Genomic DNA, 16,268 nt, shown 5'->3' with positions numbered 1-16,268 from the left:
GACGGTTCCTGGCCGGTGAATCTTCACGGCTCGATTACGACTCGTTCACCCAGCGGCCACGTCGCTCTGGCGAAATGAGGTCACGTTGTATAGACAACATTGATCCCGGGAGACACCATGCGACTACACCACCTTCGCCGGGCGAGCCTCGCTTGCTCGCTGGCGATCGCCCTGTCGGCCCTCGCCGGCTGCGGACTGACCACCACGAAGGCGGACGGCGACGCCGGCACGGCCGCGACCGCCACCTCGGCCGAGGACTTCGGCGGCATGGACGGCCTCATCGCCGCTGCCAAGGAGGAGGGCAAGCTGAACGCCATTGCCCTGCCGCGGGACTGGGCCAACTACGGCGAGATCATCGACACCTTCGAGGCGAAGTACGGGATCGACGTCGAGGTCGAGAATCCGGAGGCCTCCAGTCAGGACGAGATCAACGCCGCGACCTCACGCAAGGGACAGGAGCGGTCGCCGGACGTCCTCGACGTGGGCCACGCCTTCGGCATCAGCGCCGCCGAGCAGGAGATTCTGTCGCCGTACCGCGTCCAGGCGTTCGACGACATCCCCGAGGGGCAGAAGGACACCGACGCGCGGTGGTACAACGACATGGGCGGGTACGTCTCGATCGGCTGCAATGCCCGTGTCGTGAAGTGCCCGAAGACTTTTGCCGAGCTTCTCGATCCGCAGTACAAGGGCATGGTCGCGCTGACCGGCAACCCCACGCAGTCCGGCTCCGCATTCGCCGCCGTCTACGCGGCCGCGCTCGCCAACGGCGGCTCCTTCGACAACATCGCGCCGGGTCTGGACTACTTCGCCAAGCTCCGCGAGGTCGGCAACCTCAACCCGGTCGAGTCGACGCCCGCGACCATCCAGAAGGGCGAGACCCCCATCAGCGTCGACTGGGACTACCTCAATGCCGGCTACAGCGACGCGCTCCGCGACAAGGGGGTCGACTGGCAGGTCGCCATCCCGGCCGACGGCCTGTTCTCCCAGTTCTACTCGCAGGCAATCGTGAAGTGGGCGCCGCACCCGGCGGCGGCGCGACTCTGGCAGGAGTTCCTCTACAGCCCCGAGGGCCAGAACCTCTGGCTGAAGGGCTTCGCCCGGCCGGTGCTCATGCCCGCGATGGAGCAGGCGGGGACGCTCGACGCCACCGCGGCGGCCAGGCTGCCCGAGGTCGACGCCGCCGCACCGGTCTTCCCGACGGAGGAACAGTCGACGCAGGCCAAGGCAGTCGTCGGCCAAGGCTGGGGCGGCGTGCTCGCCAGATGAGCATCCAGATGACCGCGGCCGGGAGTCGGAGCACCCCGGCCCCCGCCGCTGACACCCCGTCCATCCCCCGTCGTCGCGGCCACCGGGCGGCGGCGGGGGGCTGGCTCGGCGTCCTGCCGCTGCTGCTGTTCGCGGCGGTCGCGTTGGGCCTCCCCGTCGCCACGATGGTGATCGGCGCGTTCACCACACCCTCGACGGGTTCCGGCGAGGGCGGGCTGACGACGGCCAACATGACTGCGACGCTGCAGGATCCGTACCGGTCGAGCTTGATCGGCAGCATCAAGCTCTCGGCGACGGCCGCGGCGATCGGGGCGGTCGCCGGCCTGCCGATCGCGCACGCCATCGTGACGTCGCGGTTCCGGGCCCTGCGCGAGGCGGTCTTGGCTGCGGCCGGTGTGCTCGCGAACTTCGGCGGGGTTCCCCTGGCCTTCGCGTTCGTGGCGACCCTCGGCAACGCGGGCGTCCTCACCAACGCCTTCCACCTCGGCGACCTCGGCTGGACCCTCTACGACATGCGGGGACTGACCGTCGTCTACCTCTACTTCCTCATCCCGTTGATGGTCCTGACCCTCACCCCGGCGTTGGAGGGTCTGCGCGTGCAGTGGCGTGAGGCGGCCGCAAACAATCGCGCGAGCACGGTGCAGTACTGGCGGCACGTGGCCTTGCCGATCCTGCTGCCGTCGTTGCTGGGCGGGTTCGTCCTGTTGTTCGGGACCGCATTCAGCACCTACGCCACGGCGGCGGCGATCGCCGGCAGCACCGTGCAGCTGGTCACGGTGCAGATCGCGGCCGGCCTGTCCGGCGACGTCCTGGTGGGGCAGGGCAACATCGCCCTCGCGCTCGGACTGGACATGGTGCTGATCGCGGCGATCGTCATGGCCGTCTACCTGCCGCTGCAGCGAAGGAGTGCCCGATGGCTGGCGTGACGTCGACCGGGCCCGGCCACGGCCGACGGCTCGTGCTCCTGATCGCCGGCCTCTACTTCGTGGTCCCGATCGCGTGCGCGCTCGCCTTCAGCGTGGGTATCGGATCGCCCGGCCAGCAGGTCAGTCTCGACGCCTACACCGGCATCGGCGGCGCGAAGGGCCTGGCCGGCAGCCTCGTGTTGACCCTGAAGGTGGCCGCGGCGACGATCGCGGTGGTGCTCGGCGTGCTGGTTCCGGCGCTGCTCGCGGTGCGGATCGCCGCACCCCGTCTGCGCACGCTCGTGCAGGCGGTGTGCCTGCTACCGCTGGTCGTCCCGGCCGTCGCCCTGGGCGCCGGCATCACCACGCTGCTGAGGTGGGGCGCGGATCGCTACTACGGCACACCGCTGTTCGACGGCCTGGTTGCGTTGCAGGACCCCGAGTTTCCCGTGATCCTGGTGCTCGCCTACGCGCTGATGGCCCTGCCGCTTGCCTACAGCACGCTCGAGGCCGGCCTGTCCTCGCTCGACCTTCGGGTTCTCGTCGAGGCCGCGCGGTCGTGCGGGTCCTCGTGGCCGCGCACCTTCATCCACGTCCTGCTGCCGAATCTGCGCGGCGCGCTGCTCAATGCCGCCTTCCTGACCCTCGCCCTCGTCCTCGGCGAGTACGCCGTCGCCGCGCTCCTCGGCTACCAGCCGTTTGCCGTGTGGACCGTCGTCATCAGCGGTTCCGAGGCACAGATGTCGGTGGCCGTGTCCATCGTCGGCCTGCTCGGCACCTGGGCACTGCTCATGCTCGTCGCCGCAGCCGGACGCACCAAACGCCTCGAGGAGGCCTCATGACCGCGCTACTGACCGACCCGACGCCCGCCACCACGACGGGGGCCGGTTCCACCGTGGAATTCCGCGGACTACGCCGAACCTTCGGTGCCACCACCGCATTGGACGGGCTGGACCTCGAGATCCACCCGGGCGAACTGCTGGCCATGCTCGGCCCGTCCGGATGCGGCAAGACAACCGCTCTGCGCACCGTCGCCGGATTCGAACGTCCCGACGCGGGCATGGTGCTCATGGACGGCGAGGACATCACGAACATCCCCGCGCACCGGCGGGACGTGGGCATGGTGTTCCAGTCCTACAGCCTCTTCCCGCATCTCACCGCCGTCGACAACGTCGCGTTCGGCCTGCGGATGCAGGGGGCGGGCAAGTCCACCCGGCGCGTCCGCGCGATGGAACTGCTGGAACTGGTGGGTCTGGCCCAGCACTCCGCGCGGTACCCGAGCCAACTCTCCGGTGGCCAACAGCAGCGAATTGCCTTGGCGCGTGCCCTTGCGCTGCAGCCCCGCGTCCTCCTGCTGGACGAGCCGCTGTCCGCTCTCGATGCGCAGGTGCGGCAGACCCTGCGGGAGGAGATCCGCCGGCTGCAACAGCAGTTGGGCATCACGACGCTGTTCGTCACCCACGACCAGGAGGAAGCGCTCTCCATGGCCGACCGGGTTGCGGTCATGCGGTCCGGGCGGATGGAACAGTGTGCGCCGCCGACCGAGCTCTACGAGCGCCCTGCGACGGCGTTCGTCGCCGAGTTCGTCGGGGTGATGAGCCGGATCCCGGGACAGCTCGAGGCCGGTGGGCGGGCGGTGCACGTCCTCGGCCGCAGTCTGCCCGTCCACGGGGAGCTTCCGGGCTCCACCGGATCCGGGAGCGGGGCTCGCAACGTCGACGTGCTGGTGCGCCCGGAGACGCTCGGCGTCACGGCCGACGACGACGGAACGTCCCGCATCGCCGCCGCGACGTTCCGCGGCGCCACCACCCGTCTGACCGTGCGGTTGCCGGACGGAGGCGAGGCCTTTGCGGACGTGTCCACCGCCGCCGCCACCGCGCTCGGCGCGGGCACGGCCGTGACGCTCTCGCTGCCGAACAGCCCGGCCCTGGTGGATCGCCCGCGCGGAGCCGCCGGATGAACCAGAAGCGCAGTACAGCAATAGGTTTCAACCACTCCCCGACCTCGGAGACGCGCACGATGAGCCAAGACATCCGACCCGACGGCCTGGCCGCCGTCCTCTTCGACATGGACGGGACGCTGGTCGACACCGAGCGGCTCTGGTGGGACGCGGTCGAGCAGGTCGCCGCGAGGATCGGACGCCCCCTGTCGCCCGCCGACGCGCCGGATGTCCTGGGGCGGCCCTCCGATCACACCGCGGCCCACCTGTGCCGGGCCCTGGGACCGGCCGCTCCCGACCCGGATGCACTTGCCCGCGAACTCGATTCGGTGTTCACGGCCCTGGTCGCCGACCAGGTCGTGCCCCGCCCCGGCGTGCTGTCGCTGCTCGACGACCTGGTCCGCGCAGGGACGCCCACAGCGATCGTGACGGCGTCACCGCGACGCGTCGTCGACCTGGTGTGTGAGACGCTGGGTGCGGAGCGGTTCACCACAACGATCGCGGTCGAGGACACGGCCCGTTCCAAGCCGGCGCCGGACCCCTACCTCGCGGCCGCGGCGGCCCTCGGGGTGGACCCGCGCGCGTGCGTCGCGGTCGAGGACACGCCCGTGGGCGTGACGGCGGCCGAGGCCGCGGGATGCGCGGTCCTCGTCGTCCCCTCCGTTGCGGTACCGGCGGCGGCGGGACGGACAATCCTGGACTCGCTCGAGGGCACCGACGCCGCCTTCCTCGCCTCCCTGTTGCACCCGGCCGAAAGGCATTGAGCATGGACGACATCCGGCACGTGGTGATCCTGATGCAGGAGAACCGCAGCTTCGACCACTACTTCGGCACGCTCGGGGGCGTCCGCGGCTTCGACGACCGGCAGGCCCTGACCTTCCCCGACGGCGACAGCGTCTTCCGCCAGCCCGCGCGGTCCCGCACCGACGGCGGCTTCCTCCTGCCGTACCGGATGGACTCCACCCGGTACAACGCCCAGAACGCGGAGGGCCTGCCGCACGACTGGGAGAGCGGCCACGACGCCATCAACCGGGGTGCGATGAACCGCTGGACCTCGGCCAAGGGCGAGCAGAGCATGGGCTACCTCACCCGGGAGGACATCCCGTACCAGTACGCACTCGCGGACGCGTTCACGATCGGCGACGCCTACTTCTGCTCCATCGCCGGCCCCACCAGCCCCAACCGCCTCTACCTGTGGACCGGGACGGTGGGACCGGGTCGCGACGGCACGACCGGACCGTGGATCGACAACACGCCGCTGCCGACGACCCCGGTGTGCGACTGGACGACGTATGCCGAGCGTCTCTCCGACGCCGGCGTCTCCTGGCGCGTCTACCACACGCCCGGCCTGGACGAACGGGACGGCAACTACGAGGACAACGCCCTCGAGTACTTCCCGCAGTTCCACGGCTTCGCCGAGGACGACCCCCGGTACGTCAACGCGATGACGCGATGGGACCTGACGGACTTCGACGCGCATTGCCAGGACGGGACGCTGCCCACGGTGTCCTGGCTGGTGTCGCCGTACCTGTTCTGCGAGCACCCCGATGCCAGCCCCGCGTACGGGGCGCACTGGGTCGACACCGCCCTGCAATCGCTGTTCGCCAATCCCGAGGTGTGGCGGCACACCGCGTTCCTCCTCATGTACGACGAGAACGACGGCTACTTCGACCATGTCGTGCCGCCCTTCCCGGCCGCCGGGACCCCCGAGGAGTTCGTCGACGGGCAGCCGATCGGGCTCGGCAACCGGGTGCCGCTGCTGGTGGTCTCCCCGTGGTCACGCGGCGGCTGGGTGAACTCCCAGGTGTTCGACCACACCTCGGTGCTGCGCTTCCTCGAGCTCGTCACCGGGGTACACGAACCCAACATCAGTGCGTGGCGGCGAGCGGTCTGCGGCGACCTGACGAGCTGCTTCGACTTCGCCGATCCCGACTACTCGATCCCCGCGCTGCCGGACACGAACGCGCTGATGGCGGCCGCAGATGCCGCCGTGGACCTGCCCCCGGTGCCGCTGCCCGCCCCGGGGTCCCAGGTGATGCCGACGCAGGAGCCGCGGACGCGGCCACGCCGGCGGCTGCCGTACCGGCCTTGGGCCGACGCCGTCGTGGATCGCACCACCGGCCGGGTCCGCGCCGAGCTGACGAACGAGGGGAGCGTGGCGTTCCACTTCACGGTGTTCCCCAACGCGCACCGGCCGTTCGCGGGGACTCCGTTCACGGTCGCGCCGCGCGGCGCGGACGCCTACGAGTGGGATGCCGCCCGCACGGCGGGTCGCTACGACTTCACCGTCCACGGCGCCGACGGCTTCCTCTGCCACTTCGCGGGCGCCCTGCCCCAGGCCGGCGACGCGGCCGATCCGCACGTCAGCGCGGCGCTGCGGGGAAGCGGGCCCACGGACGCGTGGGTAGAGCTGGAGCTGGCCAATCACGGTACGACGACACTGACCTTCGCCATCGCGGCGCAGGAGGGCGGCGGGGAACCGCGCGATTGCGAGGTCGGACCGAACGGGCGAGCGAGCGTCCGCTGCCCCACGGTCGACGGCCGCTACGACGTGACCGTCACGACCGACGACGGCACGTCGTTCACCCGGCGCTACGCGGGTTCGGTGCACGGATCCGAGCTGGCCAGCTGACAGTCCGCATCGGTTCCGCGGTCACATGCTCGATCGCGGCTCGACAAGGTGAGGCATAGCCCCAGGGCGGTCGCCCCGCATATCATTCGAGTATGCGGGGCGTTTGGCCGTTGACGGGGCGCACCGAGGAACTGCGCTTTGTCAATGGGGCAATATCCGGAACCGGGAACCACCGCGGCGTGGCTGTGGTCGGGCCTGCCGGTGTCGGCAAGAGCCGGCTCGCCCGTGAGGCACTCGATTCTGCTGCGGCCAGGGGATGCGTCGTGCGATGGGCCGCGGCAACAGCGTCCGCACGCTCGTTGCCGTTGGGTGCGTTCGCGGAGTGGACCGGTGATCCGGGAACGGATCAGCTGCAACTGGTCCGGGGCGTGATCGGCGCACTGACCGAGAGACCAGCGGAGACAGAGGTCGTCGTCGGTGTCGACGATGCTCACCTGCTCGATGACCTGTCCGCCTTCGTGTTGCACCAGTTGGTGCTGCGCGGCGACGCGAAGGTGATCGTCACCATCCGCTGCGGCGAACACGTACCCGCCGCCATCCGGTCGCTGCTCGAGGACGGTCTCCTCGACCGGCTCGAACTTCAGCCACTGTCGCAGAAGGAATCCACCGCCCTCGTCTGCGCGGCACTCGGTGGGCCGCTCGACCCCAGTGACATGCGACGGTTGTGGAAGCTCACCCGCGGCAATGTGCTGTACCTGCGCAACGTCGTCGAGCAGGAATTGTCCGGAGGCCGCTTCACCGAGCTCGGCGGGCTGTGGAGCTGGACGGGTGAGCCCGTCTCCTCCCCCGGTCTCATCGAGTTGATCGAGGCACGGATGGGAGTACTTCCACCGCCGATAGCGGATGTCGTCGACGTGCTCGCCGTGGGAGAGCCACTCGACACCAGCTTGCTGGCACGGATCACCGATCCGGCCGCAATCGAGGAGGCCGATGCGCGTGGACTGATCGCGATAGAGCGCGCCGGAACCGGACGCGAGCTGCAGGCCCGGGTGGCGCACCCGCTGTACGGCGAGGTGCGCCGTGCTCGCGCCGCGTCGATGCGGCTGCGCCGGCTACGGGGCAAGGTGGCGAGAGCATTGGGGGACGTCGGAGGCGAAGAAATGCGGGTCACCGTCCGCCGCGCGGCACTGAGCCTGGACTCGGATCTCCCCGCCGATCCCGAGCTGTACACCACCGCGGCGAATGGCGCGATATGGCGGGCCGATCTGGTTCTGGCGGACAGGCTGGCCGCCGCCGCGATCGCGGCCGGCGGCCCCGTCGAGGCGAGTTACATTCGCGCCCATGCATTGTCATGGCTCAGTCGCGGCGCCGAGGCGGACACCGTGTTGGCCCAGATTCCGACCGCCGGATTCTCCGATCGCGAGATTTCGCGGGTCGCCTTCCTTCGGGCGATCAACATGTTCTACGCACTCCGGCGCCCCGAGGACGCGAAGTCGCTCATCGACATCGCCGAAGCAAGTTCTCCGCCGGACGGCCGGGCACCGCTCACGGCGTTCCGCGCGGTCTACTGGGCGGCGGTGGGACACCCACTGAAGGCGATCGAGCTGATCCGGACGCTGGAGGTGATGCGCCTCCCCGACGTCGTGGAGGCGGTGACCCTCTGGGCGATGGTGGTCGCGCTCGGCGATGCCGGCAGGACGGAGGAGGCCGAGGCCGCCGCCGAAGAGGGAGACGCCCTGGTCGCGCGGTCCTTCGAGGCGGCGCAGATGCGGTTCGTGCTGACCGACGCACACGTGGGGGCGTTGTCGCTGGCCGGGCGGATCGCGGCCGCCGAGAACGCCGCACGCCACCTGCAGCAGCTGTCCGTGGACCTTCCCGGGGCCGCCCACATCCTCGGCACGGCGATCGCCGGTCGCGCCGCGCTGGAGGCCGGGCGGATTGCCACCGCCCTCCCTCTCCTCGACCTGTCGGTAAAGGCACTGTTCGCGTCCGGCGAGACGAACGGGTTCGGCTACCGCTACCAACTCGCGAGAACCCAGGCCCTCGCCATCTCCGGGGATCGAGTCGCAGCGGCACAGGCGCTCGTCGAACTCGAAGCACATCGGCACCCCAGTTGGGCCTACCTCGAACCGGAACGCCTCCTTGCCGGCGCCTGGGTGTCGGCAGCGCACGGGGCGTCGACCGAAGCAATAGCGCACGCCCGCAACGCATCCGACATCGCCCGCGCGAACGGCCAGTCGGCTCGTGAGGTTCAGTGTCTGCAGGTGGCAACGCAGTTCGGGGATCGGACGACGGCGGCACGACTGACCCGACTGGCCGCCGTGCTCGACGGTCCACGCGTACAGGCCGCATCGGCATTCGCCGCCGCCCTGGCCGCCGACGACGGCGCCGCACTGCACGCGGCGTCGGTCCGACTCGAAGAGATGGGTGACCTGGTGGCCGCCGCCGACGCCGCCGCTCACGCGGCCATCGCGTACCGAAATCAGGACCTGCACGGATCGGCCATCACCGCCGCCTCCCGAGCGGACAGAATTGCACAGGAATGCGGTGACCCGACCACCCCCGCCTTGCGGGAAGCGATGCAACCCGGACCGCTCACCTCTCGGGAACGCGAGATCGTTTCCCTTGTCGGACTGGGATTGTCGAACCGCGACATCGCCGAGCGCTTGACGCTCTCGGTCAGAACCGTCGAAGGCCACGTGTACCGCGCCGCTTCGAAAACCGGTGCCTGCAACCGCGAAGAACTGGGCGCCACCCTGATCGGAGACTGACCGGACGGGCCCGGGGTACCGCGGCCCACGCAGGCGCCGACCCGGTCACCGCCGCAACTCCGCGACCTTGTCCAGCCAACCCAGCTTGTGCGGGTTGCGGATCGCGTAGATCCGGACGATCCGGCCGTCCTCGACCACCAGGCTCACCGCGGTGGGCGAGCCCCCGGCGTCGATCCGGGCGGCGGGCATCCCGTTGAACCAGGCGGTGGACACCACGAGATCCGTGACCTTCGACGCCCGGGCCAGGAACGCCGCCACCCGCGCGGACCCGACGATGGGCTTCCGGGAGGCCGCCGCGAAGCCGCCGCCGTCGGCGATCACCACCACGTCCGGGGCGAGCACCTCCACCAACGCCTGCACGTCGCCGGTGGAGACCGCGGCCAGGAACTTCTCGACCGCCGCCTGCTGCTGGGCGCGGTCCACCTGCATCCGCGGCCGCCGCGCACCGACGTGTTCGCGGGCGCGATGCGCGATCTGCCGGACCGCCGCCGGCGTCTTGCCCACCGCCTCGGCGATCTCCGGGAACGGCGTCTCGAAGACCTCGTGCAGCACGAACACCGCCCGCTCGACCGGACCGAGGGTCTCGAGCACCATGAGCATCGCGATCGAGACGTTCTCCGCGAACTCGACGTCCTCGGCCACGTCGGGGCTGGTGAGCAGCGGCTCGGGCAGCCACTCCCCGACGTACTCCTCCCGGCGGCGGGAGACCGACCGAAGCCGGTTCAGCGCCTGGCGGGTGACGATCCGGACCAGGTAGGCGCGCGGGTCGCGGACCTCGGCCTGGTCGACCTCGGCCCACCGCAGCCAGGTCTCCTGCACGACGTCCTCGGCGTCGGCGGCGGAGCCCAGCATCTCGTAGGCGACGGTGAAGAGCAGGCTGCGGTGGGTGACGAACGGGTCGTCGGTCATGTCGTCGAGCGTAGTGCGAGGGGCTCGAGGCCACACGCGGCCGAGAAGCCCTGCGACTCGATGCCGAACGCGGTGTTGGTTCGGGTCATCAGGTTCGCCACCGCGACGAACGCGGTCAGCTCCACCAGCGCGGGCGCGCCGAGCTGCTCGAGCAGCCGCGCGGACATCCCGTCGGTCACCGTCGGCGGGGTCTGGGTCATCGCCTCGGCGTACTCCATGACGTCACGCTCCAACGGCGTGAACACGTCCGACTCGCGCCAGCGCGGCACCTCCCGCGCCTTGGTCAGGTCGAGACCCTCGTTGCGGGCCTGGAAATAGCCGAAGTCCAGGCAGAAGCTGCAGCCGACGAGGCTGGCCACCGCCATGTGTGCGAACGACTTCAGGTTCTGGTCGCACCGGTCCCACTTCTGCACCTTGCGGCCGACGGTGAAACTGAAGTTCAGCACCATCCGGTTGTGCCAGGTCACCTCGACCGGCTCGGCCACCTCGCCGAGCATCTTGCGGGACATCCGCTTGACCACCGCGCCGTAGACGCCGGTCAACTCCGCCTTCGGGATTCGGGTAGTGCTCGTCATGATTCCTCCTCCGATTCGTTGCTCTCGGCATGAAGACACCGGCCACGAGTCGAATGTGACACCCGAATGCACCGACATTTCGCGCAGTCAGGGATTTCACGAGGCGGGAGGCCAGGCCCCCAGCTGTTCGAGGAGGGAGAACAGGTTGGCGACTCCCCAGTGCGTCGTCACCAGCTCGCCGTCCGCGGACTGCCAGTGGATGACCGCATTCAGTGGCTCTCAGGGTGACTGCTGAAGCCAGTTGCCGTGAAAGCCCGCGGGGACGCGCTGAGGCAACCGCACCGTCGCCACGTCCTCGAGGGTCTGGGCGTCGAGAATCCGCAGGTCGGTGACCTCCTCGGCGAGGTCGGTCACGAACCCCATCACGACACCGTCACCCTCCGGCGCGGTCGGCGAGGAGGGAACAAATGTGAACTCACCTGCGGCAGAATGCTTCCCGAAGTCCCGTTGAGCGACAACCCCGTCGACGGCATTCGTTCGCATCAGGCGGTGTTCACCGGACAGGTTGTCGGTGCCTCCCACCGCCCACCCGTGCCGGCACGCGCCGGTGGCGTGCCGCTCGTCGATCCGGGGAAACTCCATGTGCTCGTCGGCGAGACGGTCACGCCGGAGCGATCCGGTGCGCACGTCGATACGCCATCGTTCCAGCCTGGGCCGCCCCTCGGTCGGACCGAGCGGATCGGCATCGAAGACGCGCTCATGGACGACCAGGTCGATGTCGATGCTGCGATCGTCGTTGTGGGCATTCATCGGGTGGAATACGTAACAGGGCCGGTCGAGCTCTGCCCACCTCACGGCGGTCGCGTCATCCGAGTCGCGTCGCAGCACTCCCACACGCGCCGGGTAGTGCGGGTTCCATCGGTACGGGAAGCGGCCGGCAGGCACCCTCGGCATTCGATTCATGGCCACAGGCGGTATTCGCACCCTGCCGACGACGGAACTCAACGCCAACCGGGCGAGCGGACGCAACGGCCGTGGCACACCGACATGCACCGCGGCACGCGGATCGAAGGTGACCGGCAGGTCGTACAGGACGACGTAGTCACGGGTCAGCGAAAACGCGTGCATCATCGGACTGCCCTGCACCGGGACTGCCGTCTTGCGCCGAAGCCGTCCGTCAGGACCGATCACCGTGTACTGCACAGTGTTTCCACGACCGAAGTGATACGAGACCGCGTGCAGCTCCCCGGTGACCGGATCCAGCACGGGGTGCCCGGTGTAGCCACCGCGCACGGTTCCGTCGAAGTCACACACGTCGACCGTGTCGAGATCGGCCGACAACTCTGCGCATGCGGCACCGCCCTCGACCAGGGCCAACGTTCGACCCGCGAACCCGATGACGTTCGTGTTCGCGGACGGACCGTGCAGCGGCGACCTGCCCCGCTCGTCGGGACTCGCCCGATGCAGCAGTCGCGACGTCACTTCCGAGTCGACCCACCGATTGCGGTACCAGACGGCGTCACCGTCTGACAGCCGAATGCCGTGGACCATCCCGTCGCCGGTGAACCAGTTGTACTCGTCGGGCGCGACGTCAGCGACGGGGTTGGGTCCGTTGCGGACGTACCGGCCGTCGAGCCACTCTGGGATCACCCCCCGGACGTCGAGGTCGTATTCGACCAGTTCCTTCCGCACCGGGGCGAACCGGTCCGCGACAAAGTTCCCCACAGGCATCCCCCTCGTAACGCCGGACGATTCTGTCGCCCGGGACGATTTTGTCCGCGCTGGCCACCCTTGCAGATGCATCCGCGGTGTTGGGGCGAAATGCGGCGCCCGTTTGTGGGTCCTACCCGCCACGTCGCGGTCAGGGTTTGTAGACGCTGATGTCCCTCCCGACTCCACGCATCGAGGGTTGGATGACGGATTCGGATCGAGCGGGCCCTACCGGGTCAGCCGGTCACCAGGGCCAGGTGACGGACGACGAGAAGAACGCGGGGAACAACGCACGCCAGAACGGCCAGTCCCACGGACGGTCGAACGGGTAGAAGCACATCGGGTCACAGATCATCACGGCCTCCGGATGGGCGGCCCCGCCGCCTCGTTCAGACTATTCCGAAGCCGGGCGAGTCGCCAGAAGCCGCGAGATCCCCACCGCCAGCACGAGGCCGACGGCCACGACACCGACGCCGCCGAACACCGCGAGGGGCGCGTCGAAGTTCCGCCACCTCGTGACGGCGACGCCCACGCCGGCACCGAGCACGGCACCCACCGGAAGCAGCACGGCGAGCCACCGCACGGTCGACGTAGCGCGAGGATCGCCGTAGTTGTGAAGGACCCGCCACACGAACAACAGCGCGCCCAGATATCCCAGGATCCCGGACGAGACATGGAGCAGGCGTTCGTACTGTCCCACGTGGATCGCCGACAGAGGCGACAGCCCGGCGAGGAGCACCAGCAGAGGAAGGGTCATGCCGGCCGCGATGCCGACAACCGCGGCGGGAACCACCAACTCCAGTCGCAAGGCGCGGCCGCACATCCCACGCCGGTGCGCCCGCTCCCGAAGCATCTGCACGCTCTCCTCGCCCGGGAACGCGGTCAGGCCGTGATCGTCGGGGTGCTGCTCGCGGAGTTCGGTCTCGAGTTCAGCGAGCAGCACCCGTCGATCCGCCCCACGGACACCGGCACGTCGCCAGAGCGTGTCCGCCTGCCGGATGATCTCGGCCCGTTCGGTGCCGTCGGTGCGTACGAGCGTGGTGTTCATGCGACGTCCGTTCTGCGACTGTCCGCTCTCCCGTGTCCCGGCCAACCAGGGCCACGTGAAGGAGTGCTCCCCCCAGAGCTGTTGCGCGGCAACCATACCTGGCGCCTCCGTTCTCGGGGCAGCATCGCGCCGGCTCGTCGGCCGGGTTCGGCCTTCGCGGCCCCAGCGCATTCGGCAGACACACCACGACGACTCGTGGCCACCTGTTGACAACCAGCCCCCACCGCTGCAATATCCATTTCACTATTGTCATAGTGAAATGGAGATTCGATGGTCGAGTTCCACATCAACCGTCGATCCGGCATCCCGGCGTACGTCCAGTTGGTCCTCCAGGTCAAGCAGGCGCTGCGCCTCGGCGACCTGAATCCGGGCGACCGACTCCCCACCGCGAAAGAGGTGGTCGCGGCCGTCACGGTCAACCCCAACACCGTGCTCAAGGCGTACCGAGAGCTCGAGAACGACGGGCTCGTCCAGGCCCGGCCGGGCCTGGGCACCTTCGTGACCCAGTCCCTGATCAAGCCCGGCATGGCGGAACGGCAAGCGCTGCAAGACGAGCTGACGACCTGGGCTCGTCAGGCCGCGTCAGCGGGCCTGGACCGGTCGGACCTCGAGGCGTTGGTCGCGGCGGCACTGGACACCGAATTCGGCGAGGACACAGGAGAGTTCACATGAGTGGAGCGGCGGACAGCGCACTTTCCATGCGCGCGGTCGACAAGAGCTTCGGCAGCAAGCAGGCGCTGCGGCAATGCTCGTTCGACATCGAACGCGGCAGCGTCACGGCCATCGTCGGCGCGAACGGGGCGGGAAAGTCGACACTGATGTCCCTCGCGGTGGGACTGCTCGAGGCCGACTCCGGGGAGGTGTCGGTGCTCGGTCGCAGTCCCGACCGGAACGGCATCTGCCCGGGACTGGCCTACGTGGCCCAGCACAAGCCGCTCTACAGCGGGTTCACCGTCACCGACATCCTGCGATTCGGCTCGAAGTCGAACGCCCAGTGGGACAACGCATATGCGCTGCGTCTGATCGACGATGCGCAGATCCCGCCGTCGGCACGGGTGAAGACGCTCTCCCCCGGCCAGCGCACCCGCGTAGCGCTTGCCCTCGCGCTCGGCCGCCGGCCGGAGGTGCTGCTCCTCGACGAGCCGTTGGCCGAACTGGACCCCGTCGCGCGCCGGTCCGTCGTGCGCGCCCTGATGACGGACGCGGCGGAGCGCGGGACCACCGTCGTGCTGTCCTCGCACGTGCTGTCCGAGGTCGCCGAGATCGCCGATCAGCTGCTGATCCTCGGCTCCGGCAGGGTCCGCCTGTCCGGGGCCGTCGACGAACTCCTCGGCGAGCACTACCTGCTCACCGGGCCGGCCGATCCCACGGCGCTGATCGGCGCCGGCGCGATCGTCGAGTCCCAGCAGCGCGCCCACCTCGTGCGTGGACCGCGCCCGGACCGGATCGACGGCTGGCGGGTGGAGCCGCCGAACCTGGAGGACATCGTCCTCGCCTACCTGACCACCACTGACGAAGAGGCAGCATGATCTGGGTTACCTGGCGGCACCATCGAACGACGATCCTCGCCGCGGTCGGGTCCGTCCTGCTGCTCACGGCCGTGGCGGCGCTCTGCGGGCTGGTCGACCGGCGCTTCGACGCCCCGACGCCGTACGGCGCCTTCTTCGGATGCGTGCCGGGCGGAGGTTCGAAGGAGTGCTGGGCGGAGTCGACACTGACGGCGATCAGCCTGGTCACCGTGTTCCTGCCGGTCCTGCTGGGACTGCTGGTCGGCATCACGGTGTTCTCCCGCGACATCGAACGGGGCACGCATGTGCTGGGACTGTCCCAGTCCGTGAGCCGTGCCCGCTGGTACTGGACCCGGGTGCTGGTCGTGTTCCTCCCGATCACCGCCGCGGTGACGGTGCTCGGTACCGTGCTCGAGTGGACCCGGTCGGCGGGAATTGCGCCGAACCTCTCCGGCGGCGGCTACGGCGGGTACTCGCCGCTGACCTTCCCGCTGTTCCAGTCGACCGGCCTCGTCGCCGGCGCCTACACATTCCTCGCACTGATCCTGGGCAGTTGCGCTGCGCTGGTGCTGCGCAACACAATCGGCGCGATGGTGCTGACGCTGGTCGCGATGGCGGCGGTACTCGTCGGGTTCCAGGTCGGTGCACGCCCGCACTACGCGACGGCCACCGTCGAGGTGCGGCACCTCGATCTGTCGAACCAGTTCCTCGCCTATCCGCGAGACACCCCGAACCTGACGTCCTGGCTGCTGGATTGGGGCTACGTCGACGCCGCGGGCAGATCGGTGGCGATCGACTTCTCCCGGTGCGCGACCGTCGGCTCCGACCCAGACTGGCAACAGCGACCCGACGAAACGTTCGCCCAGTACGAGACCCGCCAGGACGCCCTCGAGGTAGTGGCGCAACGCGAACACGCCGACTGCGTCCGCGCACAGGGTGCGGACCGCCACGAGATCAGGTTCCACCCCGACAACCTGCTTCGGCGATTCCAGCTGATCGAAGCGGCTCTGGCACTGGCACTCTCGGTCGTCCTGTTCGTCCCGTCGTTGTGGGCGCTGCGCAGACTTCGCCCCTGACGCGCACCGTGGGCGGTCTCGGCGGCACGGCGCCGAGTCGACACGCCAC

The 16,268-nt window shown here is 69.5% G+C and carries 14 protein-coding genes; 10 read left to right on the top strand and 4 right to left on the bottom strand.

Annotated elements, in window-relative coordinates:
• Positions 1 to 117 precede the first annotated feature (117 nt).
• The 7 genes from AC1DWC_RS05100 to AC1DWC_RS05070 all read left to right on the top strand — a co-directional run bounded on the left by AC1DWC_RS05100 (position 118) and on the right by AC1DWC_RS05070 (position 9,453).
• The gene (locus tag AC1DWC_RS05100) at positions 118 to 1,266 is read left to right on the top strand and encodes an ABC transporter substrate-binding protein (protein ID WP_477906454.1); all 1,149 of its coding nucleotides are present in this window, start codon (positions 118 to 120) and stop codon (positions 1,264 to 1,266) included.
• Entirely contained in the window at positions 1,263 to 2,192 is a 930-nt protein-coding gene (locus AC1DWC_RS05095; RefSeq protein WP_477906453.1) for an ABC transporter permease, read from the top strand. Before AC1DWC_RS05100 ends, AC1DWC_RS05095 begins: the two co-directional genes overlap by 4 nt.
• Positions 2,180 to 3,013, top strand: coding sequence for an ABC transporter permease (locus tag AC1DWC_RS05090; RefSeq protein WP_477906452.1), 834 nt, complete (start codon positions 2,180 to 2,182; stop codon positions 3,011 to 3,013). The genes AC1DWC_RS05095 and AC1DWC_RS05090 overlap by 13 nt, the downstream gene beginning before the upstream one ends.
• Positions 3,010 to 4,131 (top strand): ABC transporter ATP-binding protein, encoded by a 1,122-nt coding sequence (locus AC1DWC_RS05085; RefSeq protein ID WP_477906451.1) that lies wholly within the window; start codon positions 3,010 to 3,012, stop codon positions 4,129 to 4,131. Before AC1DWC_RS05090 ends, AC1DWC_RS05085 begins: the two co-directional genes overlap by 4 nt.
• A gap of 59 nt (positions 4,132 to 4,190) precedes the next feature.
• The gene (locus tag AC1DWC_RS05080) at positions 4,191 to 4,874 is read left to right on the top strand and encodes an HAD family hydrolase (protein WP_477906450.1); all 684 of its coding nucleotides are present in this window, start codon (positions 4,191 to 4,193) and stop codon (positions 4,872 to 4,874) included.
• 2 nt (positions 4,875 to 4,876) lie between these two features.
• Positions 4,877 to 6,742: a phosphocholine-specific phospholipase C gene (locus AC1DWC_RS05075; protein ID WP_477906449.1), complete on the top strand. Its 1,866-nt coding sequence runs from the start codon at positions 4,877 to 4,879 to the stop codon at positions 6,740 to 6,742.
• Between the two features lie 92 nt (positions 6,743 to 6,834).
• Positions 6,835 to 9,453: a LuxR C-terminal-related transcriptional regulator gene (locus AC1DWC_RS05070; RefSeq protein ID WP_477906448.1), complete on the top strand. Its 2,619-nt coding sequence runs from the start codon at positions 6,835 to 6,837 to the stop codon at positions 9,451 to 9,453.
• 45 nt (positions 9,454 to 9,498) lie between these two features.
• Here the strand turns inward: AC1DWC_RS05070 and AC1DWC_RS05065 are convergent, their stop codons facing one another.
• The 4 genes from AC1DWC_RS05065 to AC1DWC_RS05050 form a co-directional block, all read right to left on the bottom strand.
• Positions 9,499 to 10,362 (bottom strand): RNA polymerase sigma-70 factor, encoded by an 864-nt coding sequence (locus tag AC1DWC_RS05065; protein WP_477906447.1) that lies wholly within the window; start codon positions 10,360 to 10,362, stop codon positions 9,499 to 9,501.
• Positions 10,359 to 10,937 (bottom strand): carboxymuconolactone decarboxylase family protein, encoded by a 579-nt coding sequence (locus tag AC1DWC_RS05060; protein ID WP_477906446.1) that lies wholly within the window; start codon positions 10,935 to 10,937, stop codon positions 10,359 to 10,361. The genes AC1DWC_RS05065 and AC1DWC_RS05060 overlap by 4 nt, the downstream gene beginning before the upstream one ends.
• 219 nt (positions 10,938 to 11,156) lie before the next feature.
• Positions 11,157 to 12,608, bottom strand: a complete 1,452-nt coding sequence (locus AC1DWC_RS05055) for a carotenoid oxygenase family protein (RefSeq protein WP_477906445.1) — start codon at positions 12,606 to 12,608, stop codon at positions 11,157 to 11,159.
• A 373-nt stretch (positions 12,609 to 12,981) separates the two neighbouring features.
• Complete coding sequence (locus AC1DWC_RS05050) at positions 12,982 to 13,635, bottom strand: hypothetical protein (protein ID WP_477906444.1); 654 nt, start codon at positions 13,633 to 13,635, stop codon at positions 12,982 to 12,984.
• Between the two features lie 270 nt (positions 13,636 to 13,905).
• Between AC1DWC_RS05050 and AC1DWC_RS05045 the strand changes: the two genes are divergently transcribed.
• Genes AC1DWC_RS05045 through AC1DWC_RS05035 form a run of 3 tightly spaced genes read left to right on the top strand, consistent with a single transcriptional unit; the run spans position 13,906 to position 16,219 of the window.
• Positions 13,906 to 14,307, top strand: a complete 402-nt coding sequence (locus tag AC1DWC_RS05045) for a GntR family transcriptional regulator (protein WP_072846814.1) — start codon at positions 13,906 to 13,908, stop codon at positions 14,305 to 14,307.
• Entirely contained in the window at positions 14,304 to 15,164 is an 861-nt protein-coding gene (locus AC1DWC_RS05040) for an ABC transporter ATP-binding protein (RefSeq protein WP_477906443.1), read from the top strand. Before AC1DWC_RS05045 ends, AC1DWC_RS05040 begins: the two co-directional genes overlap by 4 nt.
• Positions 15,161 to 16,219: an ABC transporter permease gene (locus tag AC1DWC_RS05035; protein ID WP_477906442.1), complete on the top strand. Its 1,059-nt coding sequence runs from the start codon at positions 15,161 to 15,163 to the stop codon at positions 16,217 to 16,219. The genes AC1DWC_RS05040 and AC1DWC_RS05035 overlap by 4 nt, the downstream gene beginning before the upstream one ends.
• Positions 16,220 to 16,268: the final 49 nt, after the last annotated feature.

It is taken from the genome of Rhodococcus sp. P4_C10 (assembly GCF_056402135.1).
Note: the sequence above shows the minus strand (reverse complement) of the source record. Positions and strands in the feature narration are given on the sequence as shown.

Excerpts from the sequence above, each read along its gene's own strand:
- AC1DWC_RS05100 (WP_477906454.1), top strand. The coding sequence starts at position 118 with ATGCGACTACACCACCTTCGCCGGGCGAGCCTCGCTTGCTCGCTGGCG.
- AC1DWC_RS05095 (WP_477906453.1), top strand. The coding sequence starts at position 1,263 with ATGAGCATCCAGATGACCGCGGCCGGGAGTCGGAGCACCCCGGCCCCC.
- AC1DWC_RS05090 (WP_477906452.1), top strand. The coding sequence starts at position 2,180 with ATGGCTGGCGTGACGTCGACCGGGCCCGGCCACGGCCGACGGCTCGTG.
- AC1DWC_RS05085 (WP_477906451.1), top strand. The coding sequence starts at position 3,010 with ATGACCGCGCTACTGACCGACCCGACGCCCGCCACCACGACGGGGGCC.
- AC1DWC_RS05080 (WP_477906450.1), top strand. The coding sequence starts at position 4,191 with ATGAGCCAAGACATCCGACCCGACGGCCTGGCCGCCGTCCTCTTCGAC.
- AC1DWC_RS05075 (WP_477906449.1), top strand. The coding sequence starts at position 4,877 with ATGGACGACATCCGGCACGTGGTGATCCTGATGCAGGAGAACCGCAGC.
- AC1DWC_RS05070 (WP_477906448.1), top strand. The coding sequence starts at position 6,835 with ATGCGGGGCGTTTGGCCGTTGACGGGGCGCACCGAGGAACTGCGCTTT.
- AC1DWC_RS05065 (WP_477906447.1), bottom strand. The coding sequence starts at position 10,362 with ATGACCGACGACCCGTTCGTCACCCACCGCAGCCTGCTCTTCACCGTC.
- AC1DWC_RS05060 (WP_477906446.1), bottom strand. The coding sequence starts at position 10,937 with ATGACGAGCACTACCCGAATCCCGAAGGCGGAGTTGACCGGCGTCTAC.
- AC1DWC_RS05055 (WP_477906445.1), bottom strand. The coding sequence starts at position 12,608 with ATGCCTGTGGGGAACTTTGTCGCGGACCGGTTCGCCCCGGTGCGGAAG.
- AC1DWC_RS05050 (WP_477906444.1), bottom strand. The coding sequence starts at position 13,635 with ATGAACACCACGCTCGTACGCACCGACGGCACCGAACGGGCCGAGATC.
- AC1DWC_RS05045 (WP_072846814.1), top strand. The coding sequence starts at position 13,906 with ATGGTCGAGTTCCACATCAACCGTCGATCCGGCATCCCGGCGTACGTC.
- AC1DWC_RS05040 (WP_477906443.1), top strand. The coding sequence starts at position 14,304 with ATGAGTGGAGCGGCGGACAGCGCACTTTCCATGCGCGCGGTCGACAAG.
- AC1DWC_RS05035 (WP_477906442.1), top strand. The coding sequence starts at position 15,161 with ATGATCTGGGTTACCTGGCGGCACCATCGAACGACGATCCTCGCCGCG.